We start from the raw sequence: 25,679 nt of genomic DNA, 5'->3' as shown, positions 1-25,679 counted from the left end.
TCAGGACTTGGGCTGAATGCGCAGTAGTTGGCCGTTGCTTTCGTCGGTCAGCACATAAACATCGCCATCCGGCCCGACACGCACATCTCGGATACGCTGCTTCAAGTCTTGCAGCAAGCGCTCTTCACCGACGATGTGGCCGTCCTCTTCGTCAAATTCCAGACGAATCAAGGCTTGTTCTTTCAAGGCACCTACAAACAGGCTGTGCTGCCAGCCCGGGACGCGTTCGTTGTTATAGAAAGCCATGCCGCTGATGGCGGGCGAGACTGACCAGTAGTGGAAAGGCTCGGTCAGCCCCTCAAGCGGTGTGGGGCTGGCGTTGGGAATGGGTTTGCCGTCATAGCCTTGCCCTTCGGTACGCAAGGGCCAGCCATAGTTGGCGCCGGCTTGAATCCGGTTCAGTTCATCGCCGCCTTGCGGGCCATGTTCAGCCACCCACAACTCGTTTGTCCAGGGGTTCCAGGCCATGCCTTGCGGGTTGCGGTGGCCATAGCTCCAGATTTCTGCTCTGGCACCACGTTGACTGCGGAAAGGATTGTCGCGCGGCACAATGCCATCCGGGCGGATACGCACGACTTTACCTTGCAGGTGATCCAGTTGCTGAGCGGTGGCTGGCTGATTGTTCTCGCCCAGGGCGATATACAGGTCTCGTCCACCGGGATCAAAGGCCATGCGCACACCATAGTGCTGCCCCGTGGACAAAGCCGGTTCCTGACGGAAAATCGGGCGGAAGGCGTCGATACGTTTCAGGTCCGACGACAGCACGCCATAACCGACGGTGGTGGCCGAGTTCTGTTTGTCGCGGCGCTCGGCATAAGCCAGATAAATACGGCGGCTACGGAAAAAATCCGGGGCCAGAGCGACATCCAGCAAGCCCCCCTGGGATTGCGCATGGACTTTAGGCACACCGGCAATCGGTTCGGACAAGCCGTTTTCTTGAGTCCAAACACGCAGGCGGCCTGGGCGCTCGGTAATCAGAATGCCAGCATTATTGGGCAAAAAAGCCATGGCCCAAGGGTGTTCCAGCCCACTGATCAGGGTCTCAACCGAGACAGCTGGTCCGCTGATGGCAGGAACAGGTTCAGATTGTGCCTGGGCCGATACTGAGGCCGTGGCTACGGCCAGGCCCAGCACGGTGGCTGCAAATGCAGAGGACAAACTGAAGGTTTTCTTTATACGCATAAGGCAGTGAAAGGCAGATAGGTGGGATGGAACACTCCCCTACTCTTTCATAGGGACAAATGGCTACGCTGTTTACGTATTCGCCCCATTGAAGGGGCGAATACGCTCAAGCACAAGCGAGGCTGAATTTAGCCTGGGTGGGTCATATCCAGTGGCACAATCCACTGATCGTACTGCTCGTTAGTCAGATAGCCGGATTTCAGGGCGGACTCACGCAGGGTCAGGCCTTCCTTGTGGGCTGTCTTGGCGATGTAGGCGGCCTTGTCGTAGCCGATGTGACGGTTCAGGGCGGTGACCAGCATCAGGTTCTGGTCCAGATTGTGCTGGATCTTTTCCATGACAGGCTCCAGACCTTGAGCGCAATGCTCGTCAAAAGCCAGGCATGCGTCGCTGATCAGGGCAATGCTTTCCAGCACATTGTGCACCATCACAGGTTTGTAGACGTTCAACTGGAAATTGCCCTGGCTGCCGGCAAAGCCCACCGCCGCGTCGTTACCGTACACCTGCACGGCCACCATGGTCAGCGCTTCGCACTGAGTGGGGTTGACCTTGCCGGGCATGATGGAGGAACCGGGCTCGTTCTCGGGAATTTGCAGCTCGCCAATCCCGCAGCGAGGGCCGCTGGCCAGCCAGCGCACGTCGTTGGCCATCTTCATCAAGGCACCGGCCAGGGTACGCAGGGAGGCGGACAGGTTCACCAGCGCGTCGTGAGCCGACAGCGCAAAGAACTTGTTTTCAGCCGCCTGGAATGGCAGGCCTGTGATCTTGGCAATATGGGCTGCTGTGCGTTCGCCAAACTGGGGATGGGCGTTCAGACCCGTACCCACGGCGGTGCCACCAATCGCCAGTTGGTAGATACCGTCCAGAGCCTTGTCCACGGTTTGCAGGCCGAAATCAATCTGCGCCACCCAGGCACCAATTTCCTGGCCCAGCGTGATGGGCGTGGCATCTTGCAAGTGGGTACGGCCGGTTTTCACAATGCTGTTGAATTGTTTGGCTTTGGCGGCCAGAGTGTCGCGCAACTGGCCTACGTCTTTGCGCAGGCGGCGCTGACATTCCAGACCCACGGCAATGTACATGGCGGTGGGGAAAGTATCGTTGGAGGATTGGCCGCGGTTCACGTGGTCATTCGGGTGGACGGGCTTTTTGCTGCCCTTCTCGCCACCAGCCAGCTCAATGGCGCGGTTGGAGATCACCTCGTTCACGTTCATATTGCTTTGCGTACCAGAACCGGTCTGGAACACGACCAATGGGAACTCGGTATCCCACTGGCCTGCAATCACTTCATCAGCCGCTTTGACAATCAGCTGGGCCAGCTCGTCGGGCAATTCGCCCAGTTCCTGGTTGGCCAAGGCTGTGGATTTTTTCAGGATGCCCAACGACTCGATCATGCTGCGGCCCCACTGGAAGCGGTCACGGCCAATCGGGAAGTTCTGGATCGAGCGCTGTGTCTGCGCGCCCCAATAGTGGTCGGCGGGAACCTCAATGGTTCCCATGGAATCCTGTTCAATACGTGTCGTACTCATCATGGCTCCTGTAAGAATTCGGAAGACAGTTCAGTTTGAAAATGGGGTGTTCACGGCTGGCGCAAGAAGCGCGCAGCCCACACACAGGCAATATCAAGCATGCGGTTGGAAAACCCCCATTCGTTGTCAAACCAGACCAGCATATTGACCAGCCCATCCCCATTGGTTCGGGTTTGCGAGCCGTCCACGACTGCAGAGTGTGGATTGTGATTGAAGTCGATCGAGGCATGGGCCTGATCGGAATAGTCCAGAATACCAGGCCATTGCTGTGCCGCTTTCTGGAACAACTGGTTGATTTCATCCCGGCTGGTGTCGCGTTCCAGGTTGACCATCAGATCAATGGCCGACACGTTCAAGATAGGGACGCGTATGGATTTGGCCTGAACTTTGCCTTTTAGTTGCGGTAACAGCCGCTCTACGCCAGTTGCCAGCCCGGTAGAGACTGGAATCATGGATTGCAAGGCGGAACGGGTGCGGGCCAGATCGCTGCTGTGGTAGCCGTCGATCATGGGTTGATCGTTCATGACCGAGTGCAGCGTGCTTAAAAAGGCGTGGCGTATGCCGAAAGTCTTATCCAGTTCAGCCAGAACCGGGATGATGGCATTGGTGGTGCAGGAGGCGTTGGAGACAATCCGTTCGTCGCCTTGCAACTGTTCATGGTTAATACCCAGCACAGCGGTGAAATCCACGTCCTGGGCACTATTGCCGGGATTGGATACCAGCACACGCGGGCAACCGGCGTCCAGAAATTGCTGCAGCTGGGCTCGACTGCCAAAGGCACCACTGCATTCGATCAGCATGTCCAGATCCAGCGCCGCCCAGTCTATGGATTTCGGGTCGGTTTCATGCAGCACCCGGATGGCCTTATCCCCCACAATCAGCTCGTGCTCGTTGTGCTCTACCTGGGCCGGAAATACGCCGTGGGTTGAATCAAAGCGCGTCAGATACGCCATGGTGGCTATGGTGGCGGGCTCGTTAATGACCACGACATCAAATTCCTGGCGTCGTGGGGATTCGTAAATGGCGCGCAGCAGGCAACGGCCTATGCGGCCATAGCCATTAATCGCGATGCGGATGGGACGAGGTAGCGGCATGGTCAGGGAACAATCAGAAAGTAATGGAGAAACCGCCGTCTACAACCACGATATGGCCATTGACATAGGAAGCAGCCGGAGAGGCCAGAAACACAGCGGCAGCGCGGATTTCGTCCGGCTTTGCCCAGCGTCCCAAGGGGTTGCGGCCAACCACTAAAGGACCTTTGACGGGGTCTTGAGCCAGGGCGGCATTGGTTTCCGTGGCAAAGGTGCCGGGGGCGATGCCATTGCTGGTAATGCCCTGCCCGCCAAATTCTACGGCCAGTGCTCGTACCATGCCGGCCAGACCCTGCTTGGCAACCGGGTAAATAGCGTCGCCTGGGCGAGCCAGCGGGCCTGCAATGGAGGTCAAGGTCACAATACGGCCGTGCCGGGTCTGAGCCTCGAGCATGGCTTGGGCCGCGTACTTGGACAGTTTCAGCGTAGCCAGCAGGTCTACATTCAGCAAATGCTCCACATCGTCCCAATCGGCATCCTGCAAGCGGCTGCGTAGTCGCACGCCCACATTGTTCACCAGAATATCGGGAGTGCCGACGCGCTGGCACAGGGCTTGATAGGAGTCTGGCAAGGAGTCCAGATCGGCCAGATCATGTTCCCAGGTATCAACCTGGGCACCGCCAGCTTCAAGCTCGTTGGCAAGAGGCAGGAGTTTACTGGCCTTACGACCATGAAAAATCACATGGGCGCCATGGGCAGCGTAGGCACGGGCGATTTCCAGGCCCAGACCGGCGGACGAGCCGGTCACCAGAGCACAGCGACCAGCGAGGGAGAAATTGGCTTGGTAGGAGCTTAAATCAGTCATTATTTACAGCGTATGGCGTGCTTGGCCGCGGTGGAAAGCAGCAATGTTTTCGATCAACTGGTTTGCCAGGGCCTGCATGGCCTCCTGACTGGCCCAGCCTATATGCGGCGTCAAAATGTAATTGGGTAAGTCTAACAAGCGCATCAGGATATGGTCAGCAGGTGGCGGCTCGGGCGTGCAAACATCAATGCCTGCACCACCCAGCCAGCCCTGCCGCAAGGCGTGCTCCAGTGCCTGATTGTCGATCAGCCCGCCACGGGCGGTATTGATCAGCAAGGGGCGGCGTGCGGCCATACGCTCGAACTCGGCCATGCCCAGCATGTTTTGTGTTTCAGCAGTCAGGGGGCAATGCAGGGAGAGGACGTCGGCTTGCTCCAGCATTTGCTCAAAGGGCAAGCGGTCATCCGCATTGCTGACGATGGTCTGGCCACGGCGTTGAGCAAAGATGACTTTCATGCCCAGGGCTCGACCCATGGTGGCGACGGCCTGCCCCAGAGAACCAGAGCCAATCAGCCCTAAGGTGGAGCCTGCCAGATCACGGATGGGATAGTCGAAATAACAGAACTGCTGGGCTTCTTGCCAGCGGCCTTCCTTGACGGATTGGCGGTAGGCGCAGATATTGCGGCGCAAGGCAAAGATCAGGGCAAAAACATGCTCCGGAACACTACGCACGGCGTAGTCGCGGATATTGCTCACCACAATGCCGCGTTCACGGGCGGCATCCAGATCAATATTGTCGCTACCCGTGGCGGCCAATGCGATCATTTTCAAGTTGGGCGCGGCCTGCAAATGCTCGCGGCGGAGTGCCACTTTATTGCTGATGACAATGTCGGCATCGGCAATACGTTCGGCCACTTGATCGGGAGCGGTACGTCCGTAAACTTGCAGTTCATGCTTAAAGGGAACCTGCGGCAGCTCTACGCTGTCTGACAGTGTTTCCCTATCCAGAAAAACGATACGAGTCAAAGAAGTCATGCCTGTCCTTGTCCTTGAGCTGCCCCTGGCATTCTGGCCCTATTTTCAGAGGGTTCTTGCCTTTGCTTGGGACCATCATCCGATATAGTAATGGGATTGATACAGGCTTGTCCCTGGTCTCACCCTCATAACCCTGTTTTATAGGTTATTGCTTATGCTCTTGTCCCTCTTGCTCTCTTTGGGCGCCCACGCCCTGATACCGGATAACGTCGCGAGCACCACTCCCCCACTGTACGACATTCGGGACTTCTTTCAGAATCCCAAGCGTAGCGGTTTCCGGATTTCGGATCAGGGGCGCATGATCGGCTTTATGGAGCCCGTCAAGATCGACGGCCACCCCGCCCGTCAGAATATCTTTGTGCAAGAGTTAAAAGGCAGTGAGCCTGTGGGCGAGGCTCGCCGCGTCACCGCCGAACATCAGCGCGATATTGCCGAGTACTTCTGGAAAGGCGATGAAACCGTTATTTATGCCAAGGACGTCAATGGCGATGAGAACTATCACGTTCTGGCGGTGAACGTGCTGACTGGCAAAGTCACGGACCTGACGCCGCTGGAAGGCGTACGTGCCGGGGTGCAGGACGATTTGCCGGACGACCCGGAGCATATTCTGGTGTCGCACAACGGCCGTAATCCGGAAGTATTCGACGTCTACAAGGTCAATGTCCTGACCGGTGAAAGCACATTGGCGGCCGAGAACCCCGGTGATGTACTGGGCTGGAGCACAGACCACCAAGGTCGGGTGCGCATGGCGATTTCGATCTCGGGCGTGGATTCCGAACTGCGTTATCGCGACAGCGATTCCGAGCCGTTCCGCAGCATTTTGCAAACGGACTTCCGCACGGAAGTCAGCCCCCTCTTTTTTCATGCCGACAATCAGCGCTTCTACGCCTTGAGCAACCGTGGTCGCGACACCTTGGCCTTGGTCTTGATTGACCCTGCCAAGCCGGATGAAGAAGAAAAAATCTACGAATTACCCGATCACGATCTGATGGGAGCTGGCTATTCTCGCCTGCGTCAGGTGTTGACTTCAGTGGATTATTACACCGACAAACCCGGTCAGCATTTCTTTGACGAGCACAGCGAGAAAATCCACGCCGCCATCGCCCGCCAATTGCCGGGCTACGAGATCAGCATTCAGTCCATCACACGCGATGAAAAGAAAATGATTGTGGCCAGCTACAGTGATCGCAATCCAGGTTCACGCTACCTTTACGATGTGGACAGCAATAGTTTGCACAAACTGGCTGTAATCAACAGTGCCTTGCCTGAAAGCGATATGGCGGTCATGCACCCTATCGAATTTACGGCACGTGACGGCATGAAGATTCACGGCTACCTGAGCCTGCCTTTGGGTGTCCCCAGCCGTAATCTGCCTGTGGTCATCAACCCGCACGGCGGCCCGTGGGCGCGTGATTACTGGGGCTTTAACCCCGAGGTGCAGTTCCTGGCCAACCGTGGCTACGCCGTCTTGCAAATCAACTTCCGTAGTTCGACCGGTTATGGACGCAAGTTCTGGGAAGCGGGTTTCAAGCAATGGGGCCTGAGCATGCAGGATGACATTACCGATGGCGTTCAGTGGCTGATCGATCAAAAGATTGCTGACCCCAAGCGCATTGCCATTTACGGCGCCAGCTACGGTGGATACGCGACCTTGGCCGGTATCGTGAAAACCCCGGACTTGTACGCCGCAGCAGTGGACTATGTGGGCGTGTCCAACTTGCTGACCTTCATGAATACCATCCCGCCGTACTGGAAGCCTTTGCTGGTGAAAATGCACGCCATGGTAGGTGATCCGGAAAAGGATAAAGAGCTGCTGGAAGCCAACTCCCCCGTTTTACATGCCGACAAGATCCGCACTCCCTTATTTATCGCCCAGGGCGCACACGACCCACGGGTGAACAAGGCAGAAAGTGATCAGATGGTTGCCGCTTTGAAAGCGCGTGGTGTGGATGTGGAGTACATGGTCAAGGATAACGAAGGCCACGGCTTCCATAACGACGAGAACAAGTTCGAGTTTTACGAGCGTATGGAGCGCTTCCTGGCTCGCCACCTGCAGCCTCGATGATTTTGGAGTGGCGCGACAAGCTCGCGCCATTTGTTTATCGCACTTTTGGAAAGAGAACTTATGAAACTGTATTACATGACTGGTGCTTGTCCTTTGGTGACCCGCATTGCATTGGAGTGGATAGGCAAGCCGTTTGAATCCCAGCGCGTCAGCCGCGATGAGCTGCAGCAAGAAGAATTCCTGAAACTGAACCCCAACGGCGCTGTGCCTGTTCTGGTCGATGGTGATCTGGTTCTGACACAAAGCATCGCCATTCTGGAATACCTGAACGAGAAGAACCCGCAAGCCAATTTAATTGGCAGCACCATCGAACAACGCTTTGAAGCCCGCCGTTGGCTGGCCTTCCTGAACGCCGAAATCCACCGCAACGTGGGTGTGGTGTTCGGTACGCATCGCTACGCGGATCAGGAAGCAACTCAGGCCGAAGTCAAGGCCAAGACCGCTGCCTTGCTGACCAAGCAACTGGGCGTGATCGACAAGCACCTGGAAGGCAAAGAAACCCTGTCGGGTTCCTTGTCCGTGGCCGATGCCTACCTGTACGTGGTACTGCGCTGGGCTGCTCTGATGAAGCTGGACCTGTCGGGCATGAAGAACCTGAACGCTTTCTTTGCTCGCATGGAGCAGAACGAAGGTGTGAAGGCGGCACTGCGCGGCGAAGGCTTGTTGAAGGATTAAGTCGTTTCGCAGCTAGCGATATAAGTTTTCAGGGGATGCTGTCGTGTTCTGCTCCCCTGAAGCGTACGGCAAGCATATCGATAGCTTTTAGTTCTGGTGCGAATGGCCTTGTTCTGACTTGTCACCCGAATAAAAAAACCTGAATCCAGCAAAAGCTGCGATTCAGGTTTTTTTTCAAGCACGTAAATTAAAGCGTGCTTTAAATCGATGACGCTCTACCGCTTTGAGGCTGCATTCGCTGGCAGTTTAAGCCCCCAAATACGCCTTCCGAATATCCGGATTCGCCAGCAGATTGGCGCCGGTATCCTGCATCACTACTTTGCCGGTTTCCAGCACATAGCCACGGTCTGCGACTTGCAGGGCCTTGTTGGCGTTCTGCTCTACCAGAAACACCGTCACGCCTTCATCGCGAATGGTACGGATGATGTCAAAGATCTGGGCGATGATCAGCGGGGCCAGGCCCAAGGTAGGTTCGTCCAGCAGCAGCAAGGACGGTTTGCTCATCAGTGCGCGACCGATGGCCAGCATTTGCTGCTCACCACCTGACATGGTTCCTGCTCGTTGCGCAGCGCGTTCTTTCAGGCGGGGGAACAGTTTGTAGACGTGCTCCTCTCCTTCGTCGATCTCGCTGCGGTTCAGAAAGAAACCGCCCATCTTCAGGTTTTCCGACACGGTCAGGTCTGGAAAGACGCGACGGCCTTCAGGAGAGATGGCGATGCCTTTGCGCATGATGCGGTGCGTATCGGCGTGGGTGATGTCCTCGCCCATGAAGCTGATGCTGCCCGAGCTGGCTCGGGGCGAGCCGCAAACGGTCATGAGCAAGGTGGTTTTGCCAGCGCCGTTCGCGCCAATCAGGGTGACGATCTCGCCCTGATTCACGTCCACGCTAACTTGATCCAGCGCCTGAATAGCGCCGTAATGGGTAGATACGGAGTCCAGCTTCAGCACTTATTCTTCCCCCAGATAGGCTTTGATGACGCGCGGATCATTGCGCACTTCTTCAGGCAGGCCGGTGGCAATGGGTTTGCCATATTCCATAACCAGGATCCGGTCTGATACGCCCATAACCAGGCTCATATCGTGCTCGATCAGCAGGACGGCCACGCCAAATTCGCGGCGCAGTTGGTCGATCAGGGCTTGCAGATCGCGTTTTTCTTGGGGATTCAGGCCCGCCGCAGGTTCGTCCAGCATCAGCAAGCGCGGCTGGGTGATCATGCAACGTGCAATTTCCAGGCGGCGCTGGTGGCCGTAGGCCAGGTTGCCCGCTTCACGGTTGGCCATATCGGTCAGGCCCATGAAGTCCAGCCATGTCACCGCACGCTCTTTAGCTTCCTTTTCGGATTGCTTGTAGCGTGACAGGTTCAGCAGACCGGACAAAAAGCCGGCCTTGAGCTGGCTGTGCTGGGCAACCAGCAGGTTCTCCAGCACCGTCAGCTTCTTGAACAGACGCACGTTCTGGAAGGTACGTACCAGGCCTTTTTGTGCCACTTTGTGGCTGGACAGGCCGTGGATGGGCTGGTCTTCCAGGGTGACGGAACCGGAGGTGGGCTTGTAAAAGCCGCCTACGCAGTTAAACACCGTCGTTTTCCCGGCGCCGTTGGGGCCGATGATGGCAAACACTTCGTCTTTAGCCACATCGAAACTGACGGAATCCACCGCCAGCAAGCCACCAAAACGCATCGACAGATCGGATACTCGGAGTAATGGGCTCATGTACGCAACTCCACATGAGGACGTTGCACAGGCAGCAGGCCCTGTGGACGCCAAACCATCATGGCCACCATGACCAGACCAAAAATCAACATCCGATACTCCGCGAACTCTCGGGCCAATTCAGGGACCACTGTCAGCACAATAGCAGCCAGAATGACGCCGATTTGTGAACCCATACCACCCAGCACCACGATGGCCAGGATCAAGGCGGATTCAATAAAGGTGAAGGACTCTGGGTTGACCAGACCCTGACGGGCGGCAAAGAAAGCACCACCAAAACCGGCAAACATGGCGCCCATGGTAAAGGCGGACAGTTTGATGGAAGTGGGGTTCAGGCCCAGCGAACGGCAAGCAATCTCGTCCTCGCGCAGGGCTTCCCAGGCACGACCAATAGGCATGCGCACCACACGGCTGGAGACCAGCAAGGTGATCAGGGCCAGCGCCAGGGCCATCAAGTACAGATACACCACCACGTCCTGGTTACTGAAGGTCCAGCCCATCAGGTCATGGAAGGTGGTCTGCCCTTCTGGCGCACGGCGTGCCATGGGGAAACCGAATACGGTTGGCTTGGGGATACCGGAGATGCCATCCGGGCCGCCGGTCAGGTCATACATATTAATGAGCAAGAGGCGAATGATTTCACCAAAACCCAGGGTGACGATAGCCAGATAGTCGCCACGCAAGCGCAGCACGGGGAAACCCAGCAGAAAGCCGAACAGGGCCGCCATACCACCCGCTAATGGCAGTGCTTCCCAGAAGCCCCAGCCTGCGTAGTGATAGAGCAAGGCGTAAGTGTAGGCACCCACGGCGTAAAAACCCACAAAACCCAGGTCCAGCAGGCCGGCAAAGCCCACCACGATATTCAGCCCCAGGCCCAGCATGATGTAGATCAGCACCAGGGTGGCAATATCCACCTGGGCACGCCCACCAAAAAAGGGCCAGACCACGGCACAAGCGATCACGATGTACAGCAGGATCTTCTTGTGCTGCATGCTCAGTTTGGGCAGCGTCCAGCGGCTTTCACGTATCTTGGTGCGATTGACGTTAGGACGGATCAGCTGGACCACAAAGACCAGTGCCATACCGATCAGAATGATCTGCCAATCGCTTTCCAGATGGGTGTTCATCCCGGCGCGCACAATTTGCAGGCCAAAGACGGGAGCCACAATAATGCCTGCCAAGACAGCGGCGATAAATGCATTGCTAAAGCGGTTCATCATCAGACTTTCTCCACCTCGGGTTTACCCAGCAGGCCCGTTGGGCGGAACAGCAGGATAAAGACCAACAGTAAAAAGGCCACGATGTCCTTGTACTGCGACGAAATAAAGGCAGCGGCAAAGGTTTCTGCCAGACCCAGCAGGACACCGCCCAGCATGGCGCCCGGGATGCTGCCAATACCGCCCAGCACGGCTGCCGTAAAGGCCTTGATACCGGCAATAAAGCCGATGAAGGGGTTCAGCTTGCCAATGGCGGTGGCAATCAGCACGCCGCCCACGGCAGCCAGCATGGCGCCGATGACAAAGGTGAAGGAGATGATTTTATTGGTGTCGATACCCAGCAGGTTGGCCATGCGCAAGTCTTGTGAACATGCACGCGAGGCGCGACCCAGACGCGAGTACTTGATGTAGAGGCTGAGCATGATCATCAGCACCACGGTCACGACAATGATCATGACGCGTGAGTAAGGCGCCGTGACGGTAAAGCCGTCTGCGCCCAGGCTGAACTGAAAGGAGCCGGACAGCAAGGTAGGCACCGCCATATCGCGTGCGCCTTGGCCCAGGGCAACCCAGTTCTGCAAGAAAATGGACATACCAATGGCCGAGATCAGCGGGACTAGCCGAGGGCTGCCACGCAGCGGCGCATAGGCAACTTTTTCAATCGCATAGCCGTAAACCGCGGTTACCAGGATGGCAACCAGCAACATGATAAGAATGATCAGCCAGATGGGCAGACCCGAGCCTACGCCAATCGCAGTCAGGGTTACCAGCCCGACATAGGCGCCGATCATGTAGATCTCGCCGTGGGCAAAGTTAATCATTCCGATAATGCCATAGACCATTGTGTAGCCGATGGCGATCAGTGCATAAATAGCGCCCAAGGATAATCCATTGAACAGCTGCTGCACGATCTGAGGGAGTAAATCAGACATGCTTGTTTTTTTCCGTTGAGTCCGTCGTTTTGTTCTGAGGCTTTGTGGGCATCCAAAAGCAATGCCCCCGTTCTTCGTAAAGAGCGGGGGCACATAATCCAGTCTTATTTCTCAACTAGATCAAAGTTACCTTCTTTATCCCACTTGAAAACGGCAAATTCGAAATGCTTCAAATCACCCTTGGCGTCGTATTCTACCTTGCCAATGGCGGTATCGAACGCATTTGCGTGCATGTAGTCGGCTCCCTTGGCCGAATCTTCGCCTACCGCATTGATTGTATCGGCAATAATTTGCACGGCCGCGTAGGCCGGGAAGGTAAAGGCCCCGTTAGGATTGCGCTTGTATTTGCTGAAGTTTTCCATCACATCCTTGTTGGCCGGCATCTTGGTGAAGTCGGTTGGCAAGGTCACCAGCAAACCTTCCACTGCCGGACCGGCAATGGCGACCAGGTCGCGGTTGGCAACGCCTTCCGGACCCATGAAGGTGTTGGTCATGCCTTGTTCACGCGCCTGACGCAGCAGCAGACCCAGCTCGGCATGGTAACCACCGAAATAAATCAGATCGGGGTTCACGCCCTTGAGCTTGGTGATTACGGCCGAGTAATCACTGTCACCGACGTTAATGCCCTCGTACATGACAATGTTCATGTTCTTTTTCTTGAGCGCGTCACGCACTTGCGTGGCAACACCGGAGCCGTAAGTCTGCTTGTCGTGCAGGACGGCAATGCTCTTGGGCTTGAGGACGTCAGCAATGTAGTCGGCCGCAAAGGGGCCTTGCTGGTCGTCACGACCAATGGTGCGGAAAAAGTAATGGGGCTTGATGGTGTCGGTGACCAGAGGCGAGGTCGCACCGGGAGTAATCGCCACAATGCCTTCCTGCTCGTAAATGTTCACGGCAGGCACCGTGGTTCCCGAGCACGCGTGGGCCACGGCGAATTTCGCGCCGGAGTTGACCACACGGTTGGCTGCAGGCACAGCCTGTTTGGGTTCGCACGCATCGTCAATCAGGACGGCTTCCAGCTTTTTGCCTTTGACACCCCCTGCTGCGTTAATCGCGTCAATTGCGGTCAATGCACCGGCCTGGATTTGGTCACCATATTGGGTGGAGGGACCAGTCATGGGTTGAGGGATACCAATTTTGATGGTGTCCGCCGCATAGGCGGTGCCCATGGCCAGTACGGTGGCCAAGGCGGTCAGAGCGGGGGTAAAGCGTCGAGTAAGGGTCATAGCAGCTGTCTCCCGAGGCCGGGGGTTCCCGGCATTGCTTTTTAGAAAGTGCTTATTCTGGGGTCTGGATAGGCATTGTTATGCTCCAGGGGTACCCATTTTGGGGGAGCCGCCTAAAACTTGTCACTTCGTATAAGCCCTAGCGCCCTGCTTATTTATTTTGAAAATAACGAGGCATTGTTAACAGGGTGTTTCCAAAACCCGCTCGCATACTAAAAGCCTTGTTTATAAAAGAAAAGAGGAGCTCCCTTGAGAACTCCCCTGCTCTTTGTTTTACTGCTTTTTTATTGCGCTATATCAATTTTTGACGATGCTATAGGGAGTAATCCGGGGATCAGGAAAACTCTTGGGCCAGCTCTCTGGCACGCACTTTGGCAGCATTGACTGCTTTTTGGACCAGGGGTGTAAAGCCGCCTTCGTTAAAGATATTCAGGGCGGCTGCCGTAGTCCCCCCTTTGGAGGTGACGCGCTCGCGCAAGACCGAGGGTTCTTCCGGCGACAAGGTGGCCAACTGGGTGGCGCCGTGCAGCGTTGCCAGGGACAGCTGGCGGGCCTGTTCTGGCGACAAACCTTGCTCGATACCGGCTTTGATCAAAGCTTCGATGAACAAAAACACGTAAGCTGGACCACTGCCTGAAACCGCCGTGACGGCATCAATGGCCGCATCATTTTCAACCCAGACCACTTCCCCCACGGATTTCAACAATTGCTGCGCAATGGCTTTATCGCTTTCATCCACTTGTTCCAGGGCCATCAGGCCAGTAATGCCACAACCAATAAAGGCCGGGGTATTGGGCATACAGCGGATTACACGCTGGTAGGGCTGGCCGGGTTCGCCCAGCCATTGGGCCAGAGCGGTTGCCGGAATGCCAGCGGCCACGCTGATCACCAGGGTGTCCTCTTGCAGATAGGGTTTGCAGGCCAGTACGGTTTCTTTCATGACCTGGGGCTTGACGGCAAAAACCCAAATACGCTGCTTGGACAAGGCCGGGCCGGGTTCATACGCGGTTTGTACTCCCTGCTGGGCCCACGACTCCAGGGCGGGCGGGTAAATATCAATCGCCAAAACGTCCGAGCCGCCGCAGCGTTTCCCAATTAAACCAGCCGCCAAGGCACTGGCCATATTGCCCGCGCCGATAAACGCCAGCTTAAAAGAGGTATCGTGTGGATTCATCATCGCTCCCATTAAAAATCTGTCCTCTGACACGTTTTCTTAGCGTTTGAGGGTAATTAGTCATTGCTTATATAACGCTGTCATGGATACATTCACGAGAGCGTCATAAACAAGTCATAAGCTTGAGTTTTAAAACCTGCTACACCTTAGCGGCACCTTTTATACAGGAGAAAGCCTGATGCGAACAAAACTATTTGCTCTGTCTCTAGCCGGTCTGATTGCTTCTATCGGCACTGCGCAAGCGGCCACAGAAATTCAGTTCTGGCATTCAATGGAAGGAGCCTTGGGCGAACGGGTTAATGCATTAGTCAAAGACTTTAACGCATCTCAGTCGGACTACCAGGTTAAAGCCTCGTATAAAGGCAACTATGGCGAGTCCATGAACGCCGGTGTCGCCGCTTTCCGTGCCGGTAATGCCCCCGATATTTTGCAAGTATTCGAGGTTGGGACCGCCACCATGATGGCCGCCAAGGGCGCCATTCAGCCAGTGCAGGAAATGTCGGAGAAAGCGGGCAAACCTATCAACCCGGATGACTTTCTGGGTGCGGTTGCCGGCTACTACTCCTCCAACGAAGGCAAGCTGATTTCCATGCCTTTTAACAGCTCCACCCCGGTGCTGTACTACAACAAGGACGCCTTCAAGAAAGCTGGCCTGGATGCCGAGAAGCCGCCCAAGACCTGGCAGGAGCTGCACGAAGCCGCCAAGAAACTGCGTGAGTCCGGTCAAGAGTGTGGCTACACCTCTTCCTGGCCCTCCTGGATTCTGCTGGAGAACTTTGCCGCCTGGCACAACATCCCCTTTGCCAGCGAGAACAACGGCTTTGGCGGCCCCAGCGCTCGCCTGCAGCTGGATAACCCACTGTTCCTGAAGCACATGACTTTCCTGGCAAATATGTCCAAGGATGGTTCCTTCTCCTACGGCGGTCGTGGTGATACGGCCAATGCCCTGTTTACCAGCGGCAAGTGCGGCATGTTTACCGGCTCCAGCGGTAACCGCGCCAACATCATCAAAACCGGCGAATTTGAATTTGGCACCAGCAGCCTGCCCTACTACAGCGATGTACAAGGCGCGCCTCAGAACTCCATTATTGGTGGCGCTTCCCTGTGGGTCTTTGCCAAGAAGTCCGATGATGTTTACAAGGGCGTGACTGAATTCTTCCACTTCATCTCCAGCCCTGAGCAAGCCGCCGCCTGGCACCAGGACACCGGTTATGTGCCTGTGACCAAAGCGGGCTTTGAAAAGACCAAGGACTCCGATTTCTACGCCAAGAACGTGGGTGCAGACGTTGCCGTCAAACAGCTGGACGCCAGCACCACCGAGAACTCGCGTGGTATTCGTCTGGGTTCCTTGCCGCAGATTCGTGACATCGAAGACGGTGTGATGGAACAGATTTTTGCCGGCAAAGTCACCCCTGAAGAAGGTCTGAAAGCCATGCAAAGCCGTGGCAATGAACTGTTGGAGCGCTTTGAAAAGAGCGTGAAGTAAGCCCGACCCGCCTTGGGCGGGTGGTTTACAATCCAGCGTATGAGTGTGTGCGGACGGTGTCCTGTCTTGGCTTCAAGCCAGTAAGCTGTCACCCTATCGTCCAAGCCACTCATACGCTTTTCGTTTCACTTGAAGTCTGTCACCCTGATGGTGGCGCTCCCTTCCCATTGCGCGCAAACCTATGGAAAAACGTGTCGTCTTTCGTCATAAGACACTGCCCTATTTGCTACTTGCTCCGCAGCTAGCCATTACTCTGATCTTCTTTTTTCTGCCTGCCGGTCAAGCGCTGTGGCAGGCTTTTCATTTGGAAGACCCCTTTGGCCTGTCTTCGCAGTTTGTAGGCTTGGATAACTTTGCCGAACTGTTCAGTAGTGCGGAATATATGGCCTCGTTCAAGACGACGGCGGTATTTTCGCTTGCCGTGTCGGTGTTGGGGCTGGTCGTAGCTTTGGTGCTGGCCGTGATGGCGAATAGAGTGATACGGGGCGCCCTGCTGTATCGCAGCTTGCTGATCTGGCCTTATGCCGTGGCAACGGCGGTGGCTGGGGTGTTGTGGTTGTTCCTGTTCTCCCCCTCTGTAGGGATTGTGGCCGTGTTCCTGCTGGAGCATGGCATTCAGTGGAATCCACGCTTGAATGGCAATGACGCCATGTTGCTGGTGGTAATTGCTTCGGTCTGGAAGCAGATCTCCTACAACTTTCTGTTTTTCCTGGCTGGCCTGCAAGCCATCCCGCGCTCCCTGATTGAAGCGGCCGCCATGGATGGTGCCGGTCCCATGCGCCGTTTCTGGGGCATTGTGTTTCCTTTGCTGGCCCCGACGACTTTCTTCCTGCTGGTCGTGAACATTATTTATGCCTTCTTTGACACCTTCGCCATTATTGACGTGGTCAGTCAGGGCGGGCCGGGTGAAGCCACCTCGATTCTGGTTTACCGGGTCTACAACACGGGTTTCCGTGGCCTGGATATTGGTTCTTCGGCAGCCCAGTCTGTGGTGCTGATGGTGGTGGTTGTGGCGCTGACGGTGATTCAGTTCCGCTATATTGATCGCAAAGTGACGTACAGCTGATGCGCAGCAAGGAACATAGTCATGGTTGAACGACGCCCTATTCTTGATTTTTTCACGCATCTGACCCTGATCCTGGGTGTGATCGTGATTGCTCTGCCCCTGTACATCACGTTTGTGGCTTCCACCCAGACCAGCGCGGAAGTGGCCCGTGCGCCCATGTCGCTCTGGCCGGGCTCGCACATGGTAGAGAACTACATCACCGCTTTGCAGGGGACGGCCACCAACTCCCCACCAGTGGGACGCATGTTGCTGGTCAGCATGGTGATGGCGCTGGGCATCGCGGTTGGCAAGATCATTATTTCCATGCTCTCGGCCTTTGCCGTGGTGTATTTCCGCTTCCCGTTCCGCATGCTGTTTTTCTGGATGATTTTCGTCACCCTGATGCTGCCGGTGGAAGTGCGCATTATGCCCACGTACAAGGTCGTGGCGGACCTGCAGTTGCTGGACAGCTATGGGGGCCTGATCCTGCCCTTGATCGCTTCAGCAACCGCGACCTTCCTGTTTCGCCAGTTCTTTTTGACGGTGCCCGATGAATTGATCGAGGCCGCCCGTATTGATGGTGCCGGCCCGATGCGGTTTTTTAAAGATGTTCTGCTGCCCTTGTCCAAGACCAGCATTGCCGCTTTGTTTGTAATTCAGTTTATCTACGGCTGGAACCAGTATTTGTGGCCGCTGATCATTACCACCAAAGAGGATATGTACCCGATCGTGGTTGGTATCCGGCGCATGATTTCCGGTGGTGACAGCGTGACCGAGTGGAACGTGGTGATGGCCACGGCCCTTTTGGCCATGATCCCGCCTGCCCTGGTGGTGATGCTGATGCAAAAGTGGTTCGTCAAAGGTCTCATCGACTCTGAAAAGTAATTCTCTACAGGCTTTATTGAATGGCTAGCTTACGATTTGAAGGCGTCAAGAAAACCTACCCGAACGGGACGGTCGTTATTCACGGCATTGATGTGGACGTGAAGGATGGCGAGTTCGTGGTGATTGTGGGCCCCTCTGGATGCGGTAAATCGACCTTGATGCGTATGGTGGCGGGGCTGGAATCTGTCACGGCAGGTCAGGTGCTGATCGACGGCAAGGTCGTCAATGATCTGGAACCGGCTGAACGTGACATTGCCATGGTGTTCCAGAACTACGCGCTCTACCCCCATATGTCAGTCTTTGACAATATGGCGTATGGCTTGAAAATCCGTAAGTTTTCCAAGGATGAAATCAAGCAAAGGGTCAATGCCGCCGCTGCGATCTTGGAATTGGGTGCCCTGCTGGAACGCCGTCCAGGGCAACTGTCGGGGGGCCAGCGTCAGCGTGTTGCGATGGGCCGTGCGATTGTGCGTGAACCCAAGGTGTTTCTGTTTGACGAGCCCCTGTCCAATCTGGATGCCAAGCTGCGAGTGCAGATGCGTCTGGAAATTCAGAAACTGCATCGTCGCCTGAAAACCACCAGCCTGTATGTGACTCACGATCAAATTGAAGCCATGACCTTGGCCGAGCGCATGATTGTGATGAATCAGGGCATGCCTGAGCAAATCGGGACACCCGCCGAGGTATTCGAAAAGCCTGCTTCCGTTTTTGTGGCCACTTTCATTGGCTCACCGCCCATGAACTTGTTGCCAGTAGAGGTGGATGCACAAGGTCAGATCACGCAAGACAATGGCCAGCCCGTGCAGTTTGGCCCGGAAATGGTGCCCGCTGCGGTGCGTGGCCGCAAGGTGTTCCTGGGCATACGACCAGAACACATCCAGCTGCATGTGCCCGGTGTGACTACGCAGGTGGAAATGGTGGAAATTCTGGGTTCCGAGCAGTTACTGCATCTGGGTTGTGGCGACTATCGCATCATCGTGCGCTGCCCGATTGAGCAGACTCGCGAATATCCAATTCAAATTGGCGAGGCCATCCAGATTGGCTACATGCCACCCCACCCTTTGCATTGGTTCGACCGCGATACGGGTTTGCGTATCGAGGCCTGAGCAGCCTGCCTGAAGCAAGGTGCTCCAAGGCGATACATAATAAAAAACCGGCCCGAAGGCCGGTTTTTTTACGAGCAAGAATCAGGGATTACTTGCCGTAGACGGTTTTGGAACCGTCAGCGTGCCAGCTGAAGACGTCAAATTTGAAGTCGTTCAGGTCGCCCTGCTTGTTCCAGCTGATTTGACCGATAGGCGTTTTCACGCTGTTGGCGTGCAGGTAGTCGGCCACTTTGACTGGATCGTCCTCGCCAGCGCCCTTGATGCCTTCGGCAATCGCAATCGTGGCTGCGTAAGCGGAGAGCTGGAACGCGCCGCTAGGATCGCGCTTCTTGTCCTTGAAAGCCTGGACGATGGCCTGGTTGTCCGGATCTTGCGAGAAGTCCGCAGGCAAGGTCAGCAGCATGCCTTCAACGGCTTTGCCGGCAATGGCGTTAATGTCGGGGTTACCCACGCCTTCCGGTCCCATGAAGTGGACTTTCACGCCTTGCTCGGCGGCTTGACGCAGCAGCAGGCCCATTTCAGGGTGGTAGCCACCAAAGTACACGAAGTCCACGCCGGTGGATTTCAGCTTGGTGATGACGGCGGAGTAATCGCTGTCCCCCGCGTTAATGCCTTCAAACAGGGCAACTTCGGTACCGGCTTTTTGCAGTTCGGAACGAACCGAAGCGGCAATAACTTGGCCGTAGGACTGTTTGTCGTGCAGGACGGCAACTTTAGTGGGCTTGATCTGTTCCAGGATGAACTTGGCAGCGGCTGGACCTTGCTGATCGTCGCGACCAATGGTGCGCAGGATCATTTCGTAGCCTTTGCCGTCGGTAACAGCAGGTGCTGTTGCCGATGGAGTCACCATCAACACGCCTTCATTGTTGTAGATATCGGTGGCCGCGATGGTAGCGCCCGAACAAACGTGACCGACAACATAGTGGATCTTGTCATTCACGATACGGTTGGCTGCGACGGGACCTTGCTTGGGTTCGCAGGCATCGTCAACAGTGACCAGTTCGAGCTGTTTGCCCAGAACGCCACCGGCAGCGTTGATCTGTTCGATGGCCGTATCGACGCCTTGTTTGACCATGTCACCGTATTGGGTAACCGAGCCTGTGAAAGGACCGGCCAGTGCAATACGGATGTTGTCAGCGTGAGCAGCACCGGACAAGAGCAGACCCGTTGCCAGGCTCATGGCCGCTGCAACAGGAGTGAAACGAATTTTCATAGAAAACACCTCCGTGAATATGCAGGAAAGCATACACCGATAACAGGGTTTTATGCCTGCCTGACGCCTGAATTCAGGGTTTTCTATAGGGGGAATAGGAAAGGCCACCGTTTGGTGGCCTTTTTTTATCGCTATTTGAGGGCGATAAGATGGAAGTTACTGCAGCAGGCTACGCAGCATCCATGCATTTTTCTCGTGCACGTCCAGACGCTGGGTCAACAAGTCAGCGGTAGGCTGGTCGTCGGCCGAGTCGGCACGGTCAAAAGCGGTGCGTGCAGTACGAGCCAGCGCTTCGTTACCTTTGACCAGCAGCTCGATCATGGTGGTAGCATCCGGCACGGAAGCGGGCTGGGTGATGGAGGACAGCTTCTGGAATTCGGCATAGGTACCAGGGGCGTAGTGACCCAGGGCGCGGATACGCTCGGCGATGTCATCCAGGGCTTGCCACAGTTCGGTGTACTGCGTCATGAACAGCTCATGCAGAGTCTTGAACATAGGGCCGGTGACGTTCCAGTGGAAGTTGTGCGTCATCAGGTACACGGTGTAGGAGTCGGCCAGTACCTTGGACAACTCTTTAACTACAGCAGCACGGTCTGCCGTCGAAATACCGATATCAATTTTCAGAGCGCTGCTGGCGGCGCTGGCAGGAGCAGCGGGTTTGGCTGCGGCAACCGGCTTGGCCGCGGTAGGCTTGCGAGCAGCGGCTGGCTTGGCCGCAGGTTTAGCAGCCGCCTTGGCGGGAGCTTTGGCTGCGGTGGCAGGCTTTTTGGCGACGGCCTTTTTAGCGGTCACTTTTTTGGCGGGGGCCTTGGCGGCTGCCGGTTTTGGTTCAGCCTTTACATCGGCTGCAACTGCGACCTTGGTATCAGTGTTTGGGGCTTCTTCGGCCTTGCTGACCTTGGCGGTTTTACTGACTGCTTTCACGGCTTTTGCCATAGTGGACTCCTGTTGAACAGAGGGCTAAATAGGTACTGAAGCAGAATAACACGCAGTAGGTGTGCGATTTACGCTAGTTCAGGATACGGGAAATTGCTGTTGTATTCGACTTTTAAGTAGTTGACCCCAGCCAAGCCACTTTCCATGATCCCACGGGTCAAGGCGTCAATGGCCGACGTACGTGGAAAACTTTTGCGCCAGACCAAGGCAATGCGACGATCTGGAATGGGCTTTTTGAACGGGACATAGGCAAGCAGTTCGTTGGCCTGGCCGGGGGCTGTCAGAGAGCTGGCAGGCAGGACAGTCAGACCGATGCCGGTGGCCACCATATGACGGATGGTTTCCAGTGAAGAGCCTTCAAAGGTGCGCTGTATGCCTTCACTGGACGCTGAAAAGCGCGACAGCTCCGGGCAAACATCCAGCACCTGGTCGCGGAAACAATGGCCGGCACCCAGCAGCAGCATGGTCTGATCTTTCAGCTGTTCGGGATCAATTTCCTTGCGCTTGGCCCAGGCGTGTTCATGGGGCATGGCCACCACAAAAGGCTCGTCGTACAGCTCGCGGATAACCAAGCCTGTTTCAGGCAAAGGCAGGGCCACAATGGCGCAATCAATCTCACCTTGGCGCAGCAATTCCAGCAGACGCACGGTAAAGTTTTCTTGCAATAAAAGTGGCATTTGCGGGGTCAGCTCAATCTGCTTGGGAACGAGCTTGGGCAGCAGGTACGGTGCCACGGTGTAAATAATGCCAACGCGCAAAGGGCCAGCCAAAGGATCGTGGCCCTGGCGGGCAATCTCGCGCAGGTTGGCGCCCTCTTCCAGCACTTTCTGTGCTTGGGTGACGATGCGCAGCCCAATGGGGGTAATAGCCACCTCGGGCCCGCCACGCTCGAAGATGACCACGCCTAATTCGTCTTCCAACTTCTTGATGGCCACCGACAGCGTCGGTTGGCTCACAAAGCAGGCTTCGGCAGCACGTCCAAAATGACGCTCGCGTGCTACGGCAACGATGTATTTCAGCTCGGTCAATGTCATGACAATTCCTTGTGCAAAACAGCATTAAGACCTTGGGTTAACTACGGAGTAATTCTTCCCGGCCCTTCATCCAGCGCTGTAAATGGTGGTGAGCGTGGTCTGGATAATCACGGCGAAAGGTGCTGGCCAATGTTTGGGCCTGCTCGATCAAATCTTCATCGGACTCCAGGCTGGCAAAACGCAAGCCTGCCTGCCCGGATTGGCGCATGCCCATGAACTCGCCCGGGCCGCGTTGTTCCAGGTCGCGGCGGGCAATTTCAAAGCCATCGGTGGTTTCATACATGGCGCGCAAACGCAGGCGGGCAATGGCCGACAACGGTGCCTGGTAAAGCAAGACGCAAACGGATTGAATCTGTCCCCGCCCTACCCGGCCGCGTAGTTGGTGCAGTTGGGCCAGGCCGAAGCGCTCGGCGTGTTCAATAATCATTAAAGAGGCGTTGGGCACGTCCACCCCGACTTCAATGACAGTGGTCGCCACCAGCACGTCCAGATTGCCGCTACGGAAGGCTTCCATGACGTCCGCTTTTTCCGTGGAGGACAAGCGGCCATGAATCAGGCCTACCCGCAAGGGGGCCAGGGCTTGTTCCAGAGCCGCATGGGTATCGACGGCGGTTTGCAATTGCAGGGCTTCACTTTCTTCGACCAAGGGGCAGACCCAATAGGCTTGTCTACCTTGGGCAACTTCAGCCCGGACGCGCGCCATGATTTCATCACGGCGATTATCGGCGGCCAGCTTTGTAATGATGGGACTGCGACCTGGGGGCAACTCGTCAATCGCGGAGACATCCAGATCCGCGAAAAAAGCCATGGCCAAGGTACGCGGGATAGGTGTGGCACTCATATTGAGCTGATGCGGCAAATAAGCCTGACCTTTCTTGTCTTGCGCATCCCCTTTACGGTTCAGCTCCAGACGCTGGCCAACACCAAAGCGGTGTTGCTCATCCAGAATCACCAATCCTAATTGCTGAAATTGCACATTGTCCTGAATCAGGGCCTGGGTGCCGATGGCCAGTCTGGCTTGTCCGGAGCTGATGGCCTCATAAGCCAGACGTTTAGCTTTGACGCCCAAGCTGCCGCTTAACCAGGCCAGTTCGACGCCTAAAGGCTCCAGCCAGGCGCGCATTTTCAGATAATGCTGTTCGGCCAGAATTTCAGTCGGTGCCATCAAGGCTACCTGAAAACCGCTGGCAATGGCTTGCACGGCGGCAATGGCCGACACAATGGTTTTGCCGCTGCCTACATCTCCCTGCAACAGCCGGTGCATGGGATACGAGCGCTTCATGTCCGCGCTGATTTCCTTGACGCAGCGTTTCTGAGCGGCCGTTAACTTGAAGGGCAACGAAGCCAGCAAGGCTTTAGCCAGGTCACTATTGCCTTCACGCATAGGCTTGGCACGTTGAGCCTGACGCGCAGCACGAGCCTGCGCCAGGGACAATTGCTGCGCCAGCAATTCATCAAACTTGATGCGGCTCCAGGCCGGATGGCCGTGTTCGAACAAATCGTCGTAGCTGAGCTCGGGCGGTGGGTAATGCAAAAGCCGGATAGCCTCGTTAAAGGGCATCAGGCCATATTCGCTACGAACTTCTTCAGGCAGGGTGTCGCGCAGGTCCGCATTATTGAGCGCATCGGCAATGGCTTTGCGCAGCTGTACCTGGCTCAAGCCATCTGTCGTGGGGTAAACAGGGGTCAAGGCGCGGGCCAGGGGTTGGCCGGCTTTGGTGACTTTGGGGTGCACCATTTCCAGGCCATGAAAGCCCTGGCGCACTTCGCCGCGTACTCGCAGGGGTAAATCCCCTTGCAGCTGCTTGAGCTGGCTGGGATAAAAGTGCAGCCAGCGCAAGGCCAGCTCGCCACTTTCGTCGGCAATACGGGCATGGAGCTGCGCACGGGGACGCGCCTGAACATCCGTACTAAGAATACGACCTTCAATTTGCGCCATCTTGCCAGGGTAGAGATGGGCGATGGGCTCAACCTGAGTCTCGTCCTCGTAGCGCAAAGGAAGATGGACCACGAAGTCGGCAGGCTCTCGTAGGCCGAGCTTTTCAAACTTCTGGTCCAGACTGAGCGCCTTGCGTGGCGCAGCCCGTTTGGCCTGAGGCGCAGGCCGACCTGCGGTCATGGCAATACGTCTTTAGAAATTGAGGATAGCCTCGACCTCGAACTGAGCGCCTTTGGGCAAGCTGGCCACACCGATGGTGGAGCGTGCGGGGAAAGGCTGGGGAATCAGTTCGGCCATGATGGCGTTGGCGCTGGCAAAACGGGACAGATCTGTCAAAAACAAAGTCAGTTTGACGATGTCGCTCAGGTTGGCGCCAGCTTCTTTGACCACAGCTTCCAGGTTGGCAAATGCCTGACGTACCTGACCTTCAAAATTTTCAGATACCAGTTCGCCTGTGGCAGGCTCCAGACCGATTTGGCCAGACAGAAATACTGTCTTGCCGCCCGAAGCAATAATGGCCTGAGAGTATGGGCCTACGGCAGCCGGAGCGGCATCGGTGAAGACAACTTGCTTAGTCATAAGAAACCTCTGATGAGTGTTGTACTATCAGAGTTTAAGCGCCTATAGCTAAAATTAACAGATCTTGGCGTGATTATTTTTCCACGAAGGCGCGTTCAATCACGTAGTCACCGGGTTGACCTACACCGGGCGACACTTCAAAACCGCGTTTATCGAGCATGGCGCTGATATCGGCCAGCATGGCGGGGCTGCCGCACAACATGGCGCGATCCTGAGCGGGATCCAGTTGAGGAATGCCCAGGTCTTCGCACAGCTTGCCGGTCTCGATCAGGTCGGTAATGCGGCCGGTATTGCGGAACTCTTCGCGGGTGACAGTGGGGTAATACAGCAGTTTTTCGCGTACCACTTCACCAAAGTATTCGTTCTGCGGCAATTCATTCTGGATGAAATCCGAGTACGCCAGTTCGCTGACAAAACGCACGCCGTGAACCAGTACCACCTTTTCAAAACGCTCGTAGGTGTCGGGGTCCTTGATGATGCTCATGAACGGAGCCAGACCGGTGCCAGTGCCAAACAGGAACAGATTGCGGCCCGCGCGCAGGTCGTCAATTACCAGCGTACCAACGGGTTTGCGGCTGACCAGAATGGTGTCGCCTTCTTTCAGGTGTTGCAGGCGCGAGGTCAATGGACCGTCCTGTACCTTGATGCTGAGAAACTCCAGATTTTCTTCGTAGTTGGCGCTGGCGATACTGTAAGCGCGCATCAGCGGCTTGCCATCGACTTCCAGACCGATCATTACAAAGTGCCCATTATGAAAACGCAGGGCGGCGTCGCGGGTGGTGGTAAATGAGAACAGGGTGTCGTTCCAGTGGTGGACGCTGAGCACTTGTTCGGTATTGAAAGCTGCCATGTTAGTTGTCGTATAGAGGGGCAAC

General features: G+C 55.9%; 23 protein-coding genes. 6 read left to right on the top strand and 17 right to left on the bottom strand.

The genetic code is table 11. The features are described from left to right. From ACLPGZ_RS06160 to ACLPGZ_RS06140, 5 genes are all read right to left on the bottom strand, one after another. Entirely contained in the window at positions 1–1,182 is a 1,182-nt protein-coding gene (locus ACLPGZ_RS06160) for a PQQ-dependent sugar dehydrogenase (RefSeq protein ID WP_429641071.1), read from the bottom strand. A 128-nt stretch (positions 1,183–1,310) separates the two neighbouring features. Then, positions 1,311–2,708 (bottom strand): class II fumarate hydratase, encoded by a 1,398-nt coding sequence (fumC, locus tag ACLPGZ_RS06155; RefSeq protein WP_026482570.1) that lies wholly within the window; start codon positions 2,706–2,708, stop codon positions 1,311–1,313. A gap of 50 nt (positions 2,709–2,758) precedes the next feature. Continuing rightward, on the bottom strand, positions 2,759–3,802 hold the full coding sequence (locus tag ACLPGZ_RS06150; protein WP_063690256.1) for a type I glyceraldehyde-3-phosphate dehydrogenase: 1,044 nt from the start codon (positions 3,800–3,802) through the stop codon (positions 2,759–2,761). 13 nt (positions 3,803–3,815) lie between these two features. Then, complete coding sequence (locus ACLPGZ_RS06145) at positions 3,816–4,604, bottom strand: SDR family oxidoreductase (RefSeq protein WP_429641070.1); 789 nt, start codon at positions 4,602–4,604, stop codon at positions 3,816–3,818. Between the two features lie 3 nt (positions 4,605–4,607). Next, positions 4,608–5,579, bottom strand: coding sequence for a D-2-hydroxyacid dehydrogenase (locus ACLPGZ_RS06140; RefSeq protein ID WP_429641069.1), 972 nt, complete (start codon positions 5,577–5,579; stop codon positions 4,608–4,610). Between the two features lie 154 nt (positions 5,580–5,733). Here ACLPGZ_RS06140 and ACLPGZ_RS06135 point away from each other — a divergent pair, with 154 nt between their 5' ends. Further along, positions 5,734–7,644: a S9 family peptidase gene (locus tag ACLPGZ_RS06135; RefSeq protein ID WP_009453968.1), complete on the top strand. Its 1,911-nt coding sequence runs from the start codon at positions 5,734–5,736 to the stop codon at positions 7,642–7,644. A gap of 60 nt (positions 7,645–7,704) precedes the next feature. Then, positions 7,705–8,319 (top strand): glutathione S-transferase family protein, encoded by a 615-nt coding sequence (locus ACLPGZ_RS06130; RefSeq protein ID WP_060185070.1) that lies wholly within the window; start codon positions 7,705–7,707, stop codon positions 8,317–8,319. Between the two features lie 246 nt (positions 8,320–8,565). On the opposite strand, the gene ACLPGZ_RS06125 is transcribed toward ACLPGZ_RS06130, so the two are convergent. The 6 genes from ACLPGZ_RS06125 to proC all read right to left on the bottom strand — a co-directional run bounded on the left by ACLPGZ_RS06125 (position 8,566) and on the right by proC (position 14,581). Next, a complete protein-coding gene (locus tag ACLPGZ_RS06125) occupies positions 8,566–9,267 on the bottom strand; it encodes an ABC transporter ATP-binding protein (protein ID WP_009453966.1) in 702 nt (233 codons plus the stop codon). Then, the gene (gene livG / locus ACLPGZ_RS06120) at positions 9,268–10,032 is read right to left on the bottom strand and encodes a high-affinity branched-chain amino acid ABC transporter ATP-binding protein LivG (protein ID WP_035271558.1); all 765 of its coding nucleotides are present in this window, start codon (positions 10,030–10,032) and stop codon (positions 9,268–9,270) included. Further along, entirely contained in the window at positions 10,029–11,252 is a 1,224-nt protein-coding gene (locus tag ACLPGZ_RS06115; RefSeq protein WP_021446595.1) for a high-affinity branched-chain amino acid ABC transporter permease LivM, read from the bottom strand. The genes livG and ACLPGZ_RS06115 overlap by 4 nt, the downstream gene beginning before the upstream one ends. Then, entirely contained in the window at positions 11,252–12,181 is a 930-nt protein-coding gene (livH, locus tag ACLPGZ_RS06110) for a high-affinity branched-chain amino acid ABC transporter permease LivH (protein WP_009453959.1), read from the bottom strand. Before livH ends, ACLPGZ_RS06115 begins: the two co-directional genes overlap by 1 nt. Positions 12,182–12,285: 104 nt before the next feature. Next, positions 12,286–13,407, bottom strand: a complete 1,122-nt coding sequence (locus tag ACLPGZ_RS06105; protein ID WP_009453957.1) for a high-affinity branched-chain amino acid ABC transporter substrate-binding protein — start codon at positions 13,405–13,407, stop codon at positions 12,286–12,288. 334 nt (positions 13,408–13,741) lie between these two features. Then, the gene (gene proC / locus ACLPGZ_RS06100; RefSeq protein ID WP_239054260.1) at positions 13,742–14,581 is read right to left on the bottom strand and encodes a pyrroline-5-carboxylate reductase; all 840 of its coding nucleotides are present in this window, start codon (positions 14,579–14,581) and stop codon (positions 13,742–13,744) included. Between the two features lie 178 nt (positions 14,582–14,759). Here proC and ugpB point away from each other — a divergent pair, with 178 nt between their 5' ends. The 4 genes from ugpB (at position 14,760) to ACLPGZ_RS06080 (ending at position 19,103) form a co-directional block, all read left to right on the top strand. Next, on the top strand, positions 14,760–16,067 hold the full coding sequence (ugpB, locus tag ACLPGZ_RS06095) for a sn-glycerol-3-phosphate ABC transporter substrate-binding protein UgpB (RefSeq protein WP_009453953.1): 1,308 nt from the start codon (positions 14,760–14,762) through the stop codon (positions 16,065–16,067). Between the two features lie 181 nt (positions 16,068–16,248). Then, positions 16,249–17,133 (top strand): sn-glycerol-3-phosphate ABC transporter permease UgpA, encoded by an 885-nt coding sequence (ugpA, locus tag ACLPGZ_RS06090; protein ID WP_060185066.1) that lies wholly within the window; start codon positions 16,249–16,251, stop codon positions 17,131–17,133. 21 nt (positions 17,134–17,154) lie between these two features. Beyond that, positions 17,155–17,997 (top strand): sn-glycerol-3-phosphate ABC transporter permease UgpE, encoded by an 843-nt coding sequence (gene ugpE, locus ACLPGZ_RS06085; protein ID WP_021446597.1) that lies wholly within the window; start codon positions 17,155–17,157, stop codon positions 17,995–17,997. A 20-nt stretch (positions 17,998–18,017) separates the two neighbouring features. After that, positions 18,018–19,103 carry a sn-glycerol-3-phosphate import ATP-binding protein UgpC gene (locus tag ACLPGZ_RS06080; RefSeq protein WP_021446598.1) on the top strand — a complete coding sequence of 362 codons (1,086 nt, stop codon included), beginning with the start codon at positions 18,018–18,020 and terminating at the stop codon, positions 19,101–19,103. Positions 19,104–19,191: 88 nt separating this feature from the next. Here ACLPGZ_RS06080 and ACLPGZ_RS06075 read toward each other — a convergent pair whose 3' ends face one another. The 6 genes from ACLPGZ_RS06075 to ACLPGZ_RS06050 all read right to left on the bottom strand — a co-directional run bounded on the left by ACLPGZ_RS06075 (position 19,192) and on the right by ACLPGZ_RS06050 (position 25,654). Further along, complete coding sequence (locus ACLPGZ_RS06075; protein ID WP_429641068.1) at positions 19,192–20,316, bottom strand: branched-chain amino acid ABC transporter substrate-binding protein; 1,125 nt, start codon at positions 20,314–20,316, stop codon at positions 19,192–19,194. A gap of 156 nt (positions 20,317–20,472) precedes the next feature. Beyond that, positions 20,473–20,940: a Dps family protein gene (locus ACLPGZ_RS06070; RefSeq protein WP_026482584.1), complete on the bottom strand. Its 468-nt coding sequence runs from the start codon at positions 20,938–20,940 to the stop codon at positions 20,473–20,475. Between the two features lie 380 nt (positions 20,941–21,320). Further along, entirely contained in the window at positions 21,321–22,286 is a 966-nt protein-coding gene (locus ACLPGZ_RS06065) for a LysR substrate-binding domain-containing protein (RefSeq protein WP_009453943.1), read from the bottom strand. A gap of 37 nt (positions 22,287–22,323) precedes the next feature. Continuing rightward, entirely contained in the window at positions 22,324–24,405 is a 2,082-nt protein-coding gene (recG, locus tag ACLPGZ_RS06060; protein ID WP_060185065.1) for an ATP-dependent DNA helicase RecG, read from the bottom strand. 12 nt (positions 24,406–24,417) lie between these two features. Next, positions 24,418–24,804, bottom strand: a complete 387-nt coding sequence (locus tag ACLPGZ_RS06055) for a Rid family detoxifying hydrolase (protein WP_026482586.1) — start codon at positions 24,802–24,804, stop codon at positions 24,418–24,420. A gap of 73 nt (positions 24,805–24,877) precedes the next feature. Then, positions 24,878–25,654, bottom strand: a complete 777-nt coding sequence (locus ACLPGZ_RS06050; protein ID WP_042480593.1) for a ferredoxin--NADP reductase — start codon at positions 25,652–25,654, stop codon at positions 24,878–24,880. Positions 25,655–25,679 lie beyond the last annotated feature (25 nt).

The organism is Alcaligenes sp. Me129, from assembly GCF_050487245.1.
Taxonomy (GTDB): domain Bacteria; phylum Pseudomonadota; class Gammaproteobacteria; order Burkholderiales; family Burkholderiaceae_B; genus Alcaligenes; species Alcaligenes phenolicus.
Note: the sequence above shows the minus strand (reverse complement) of the source record. Positions and strands in the feature narration are given on the sequence as shown.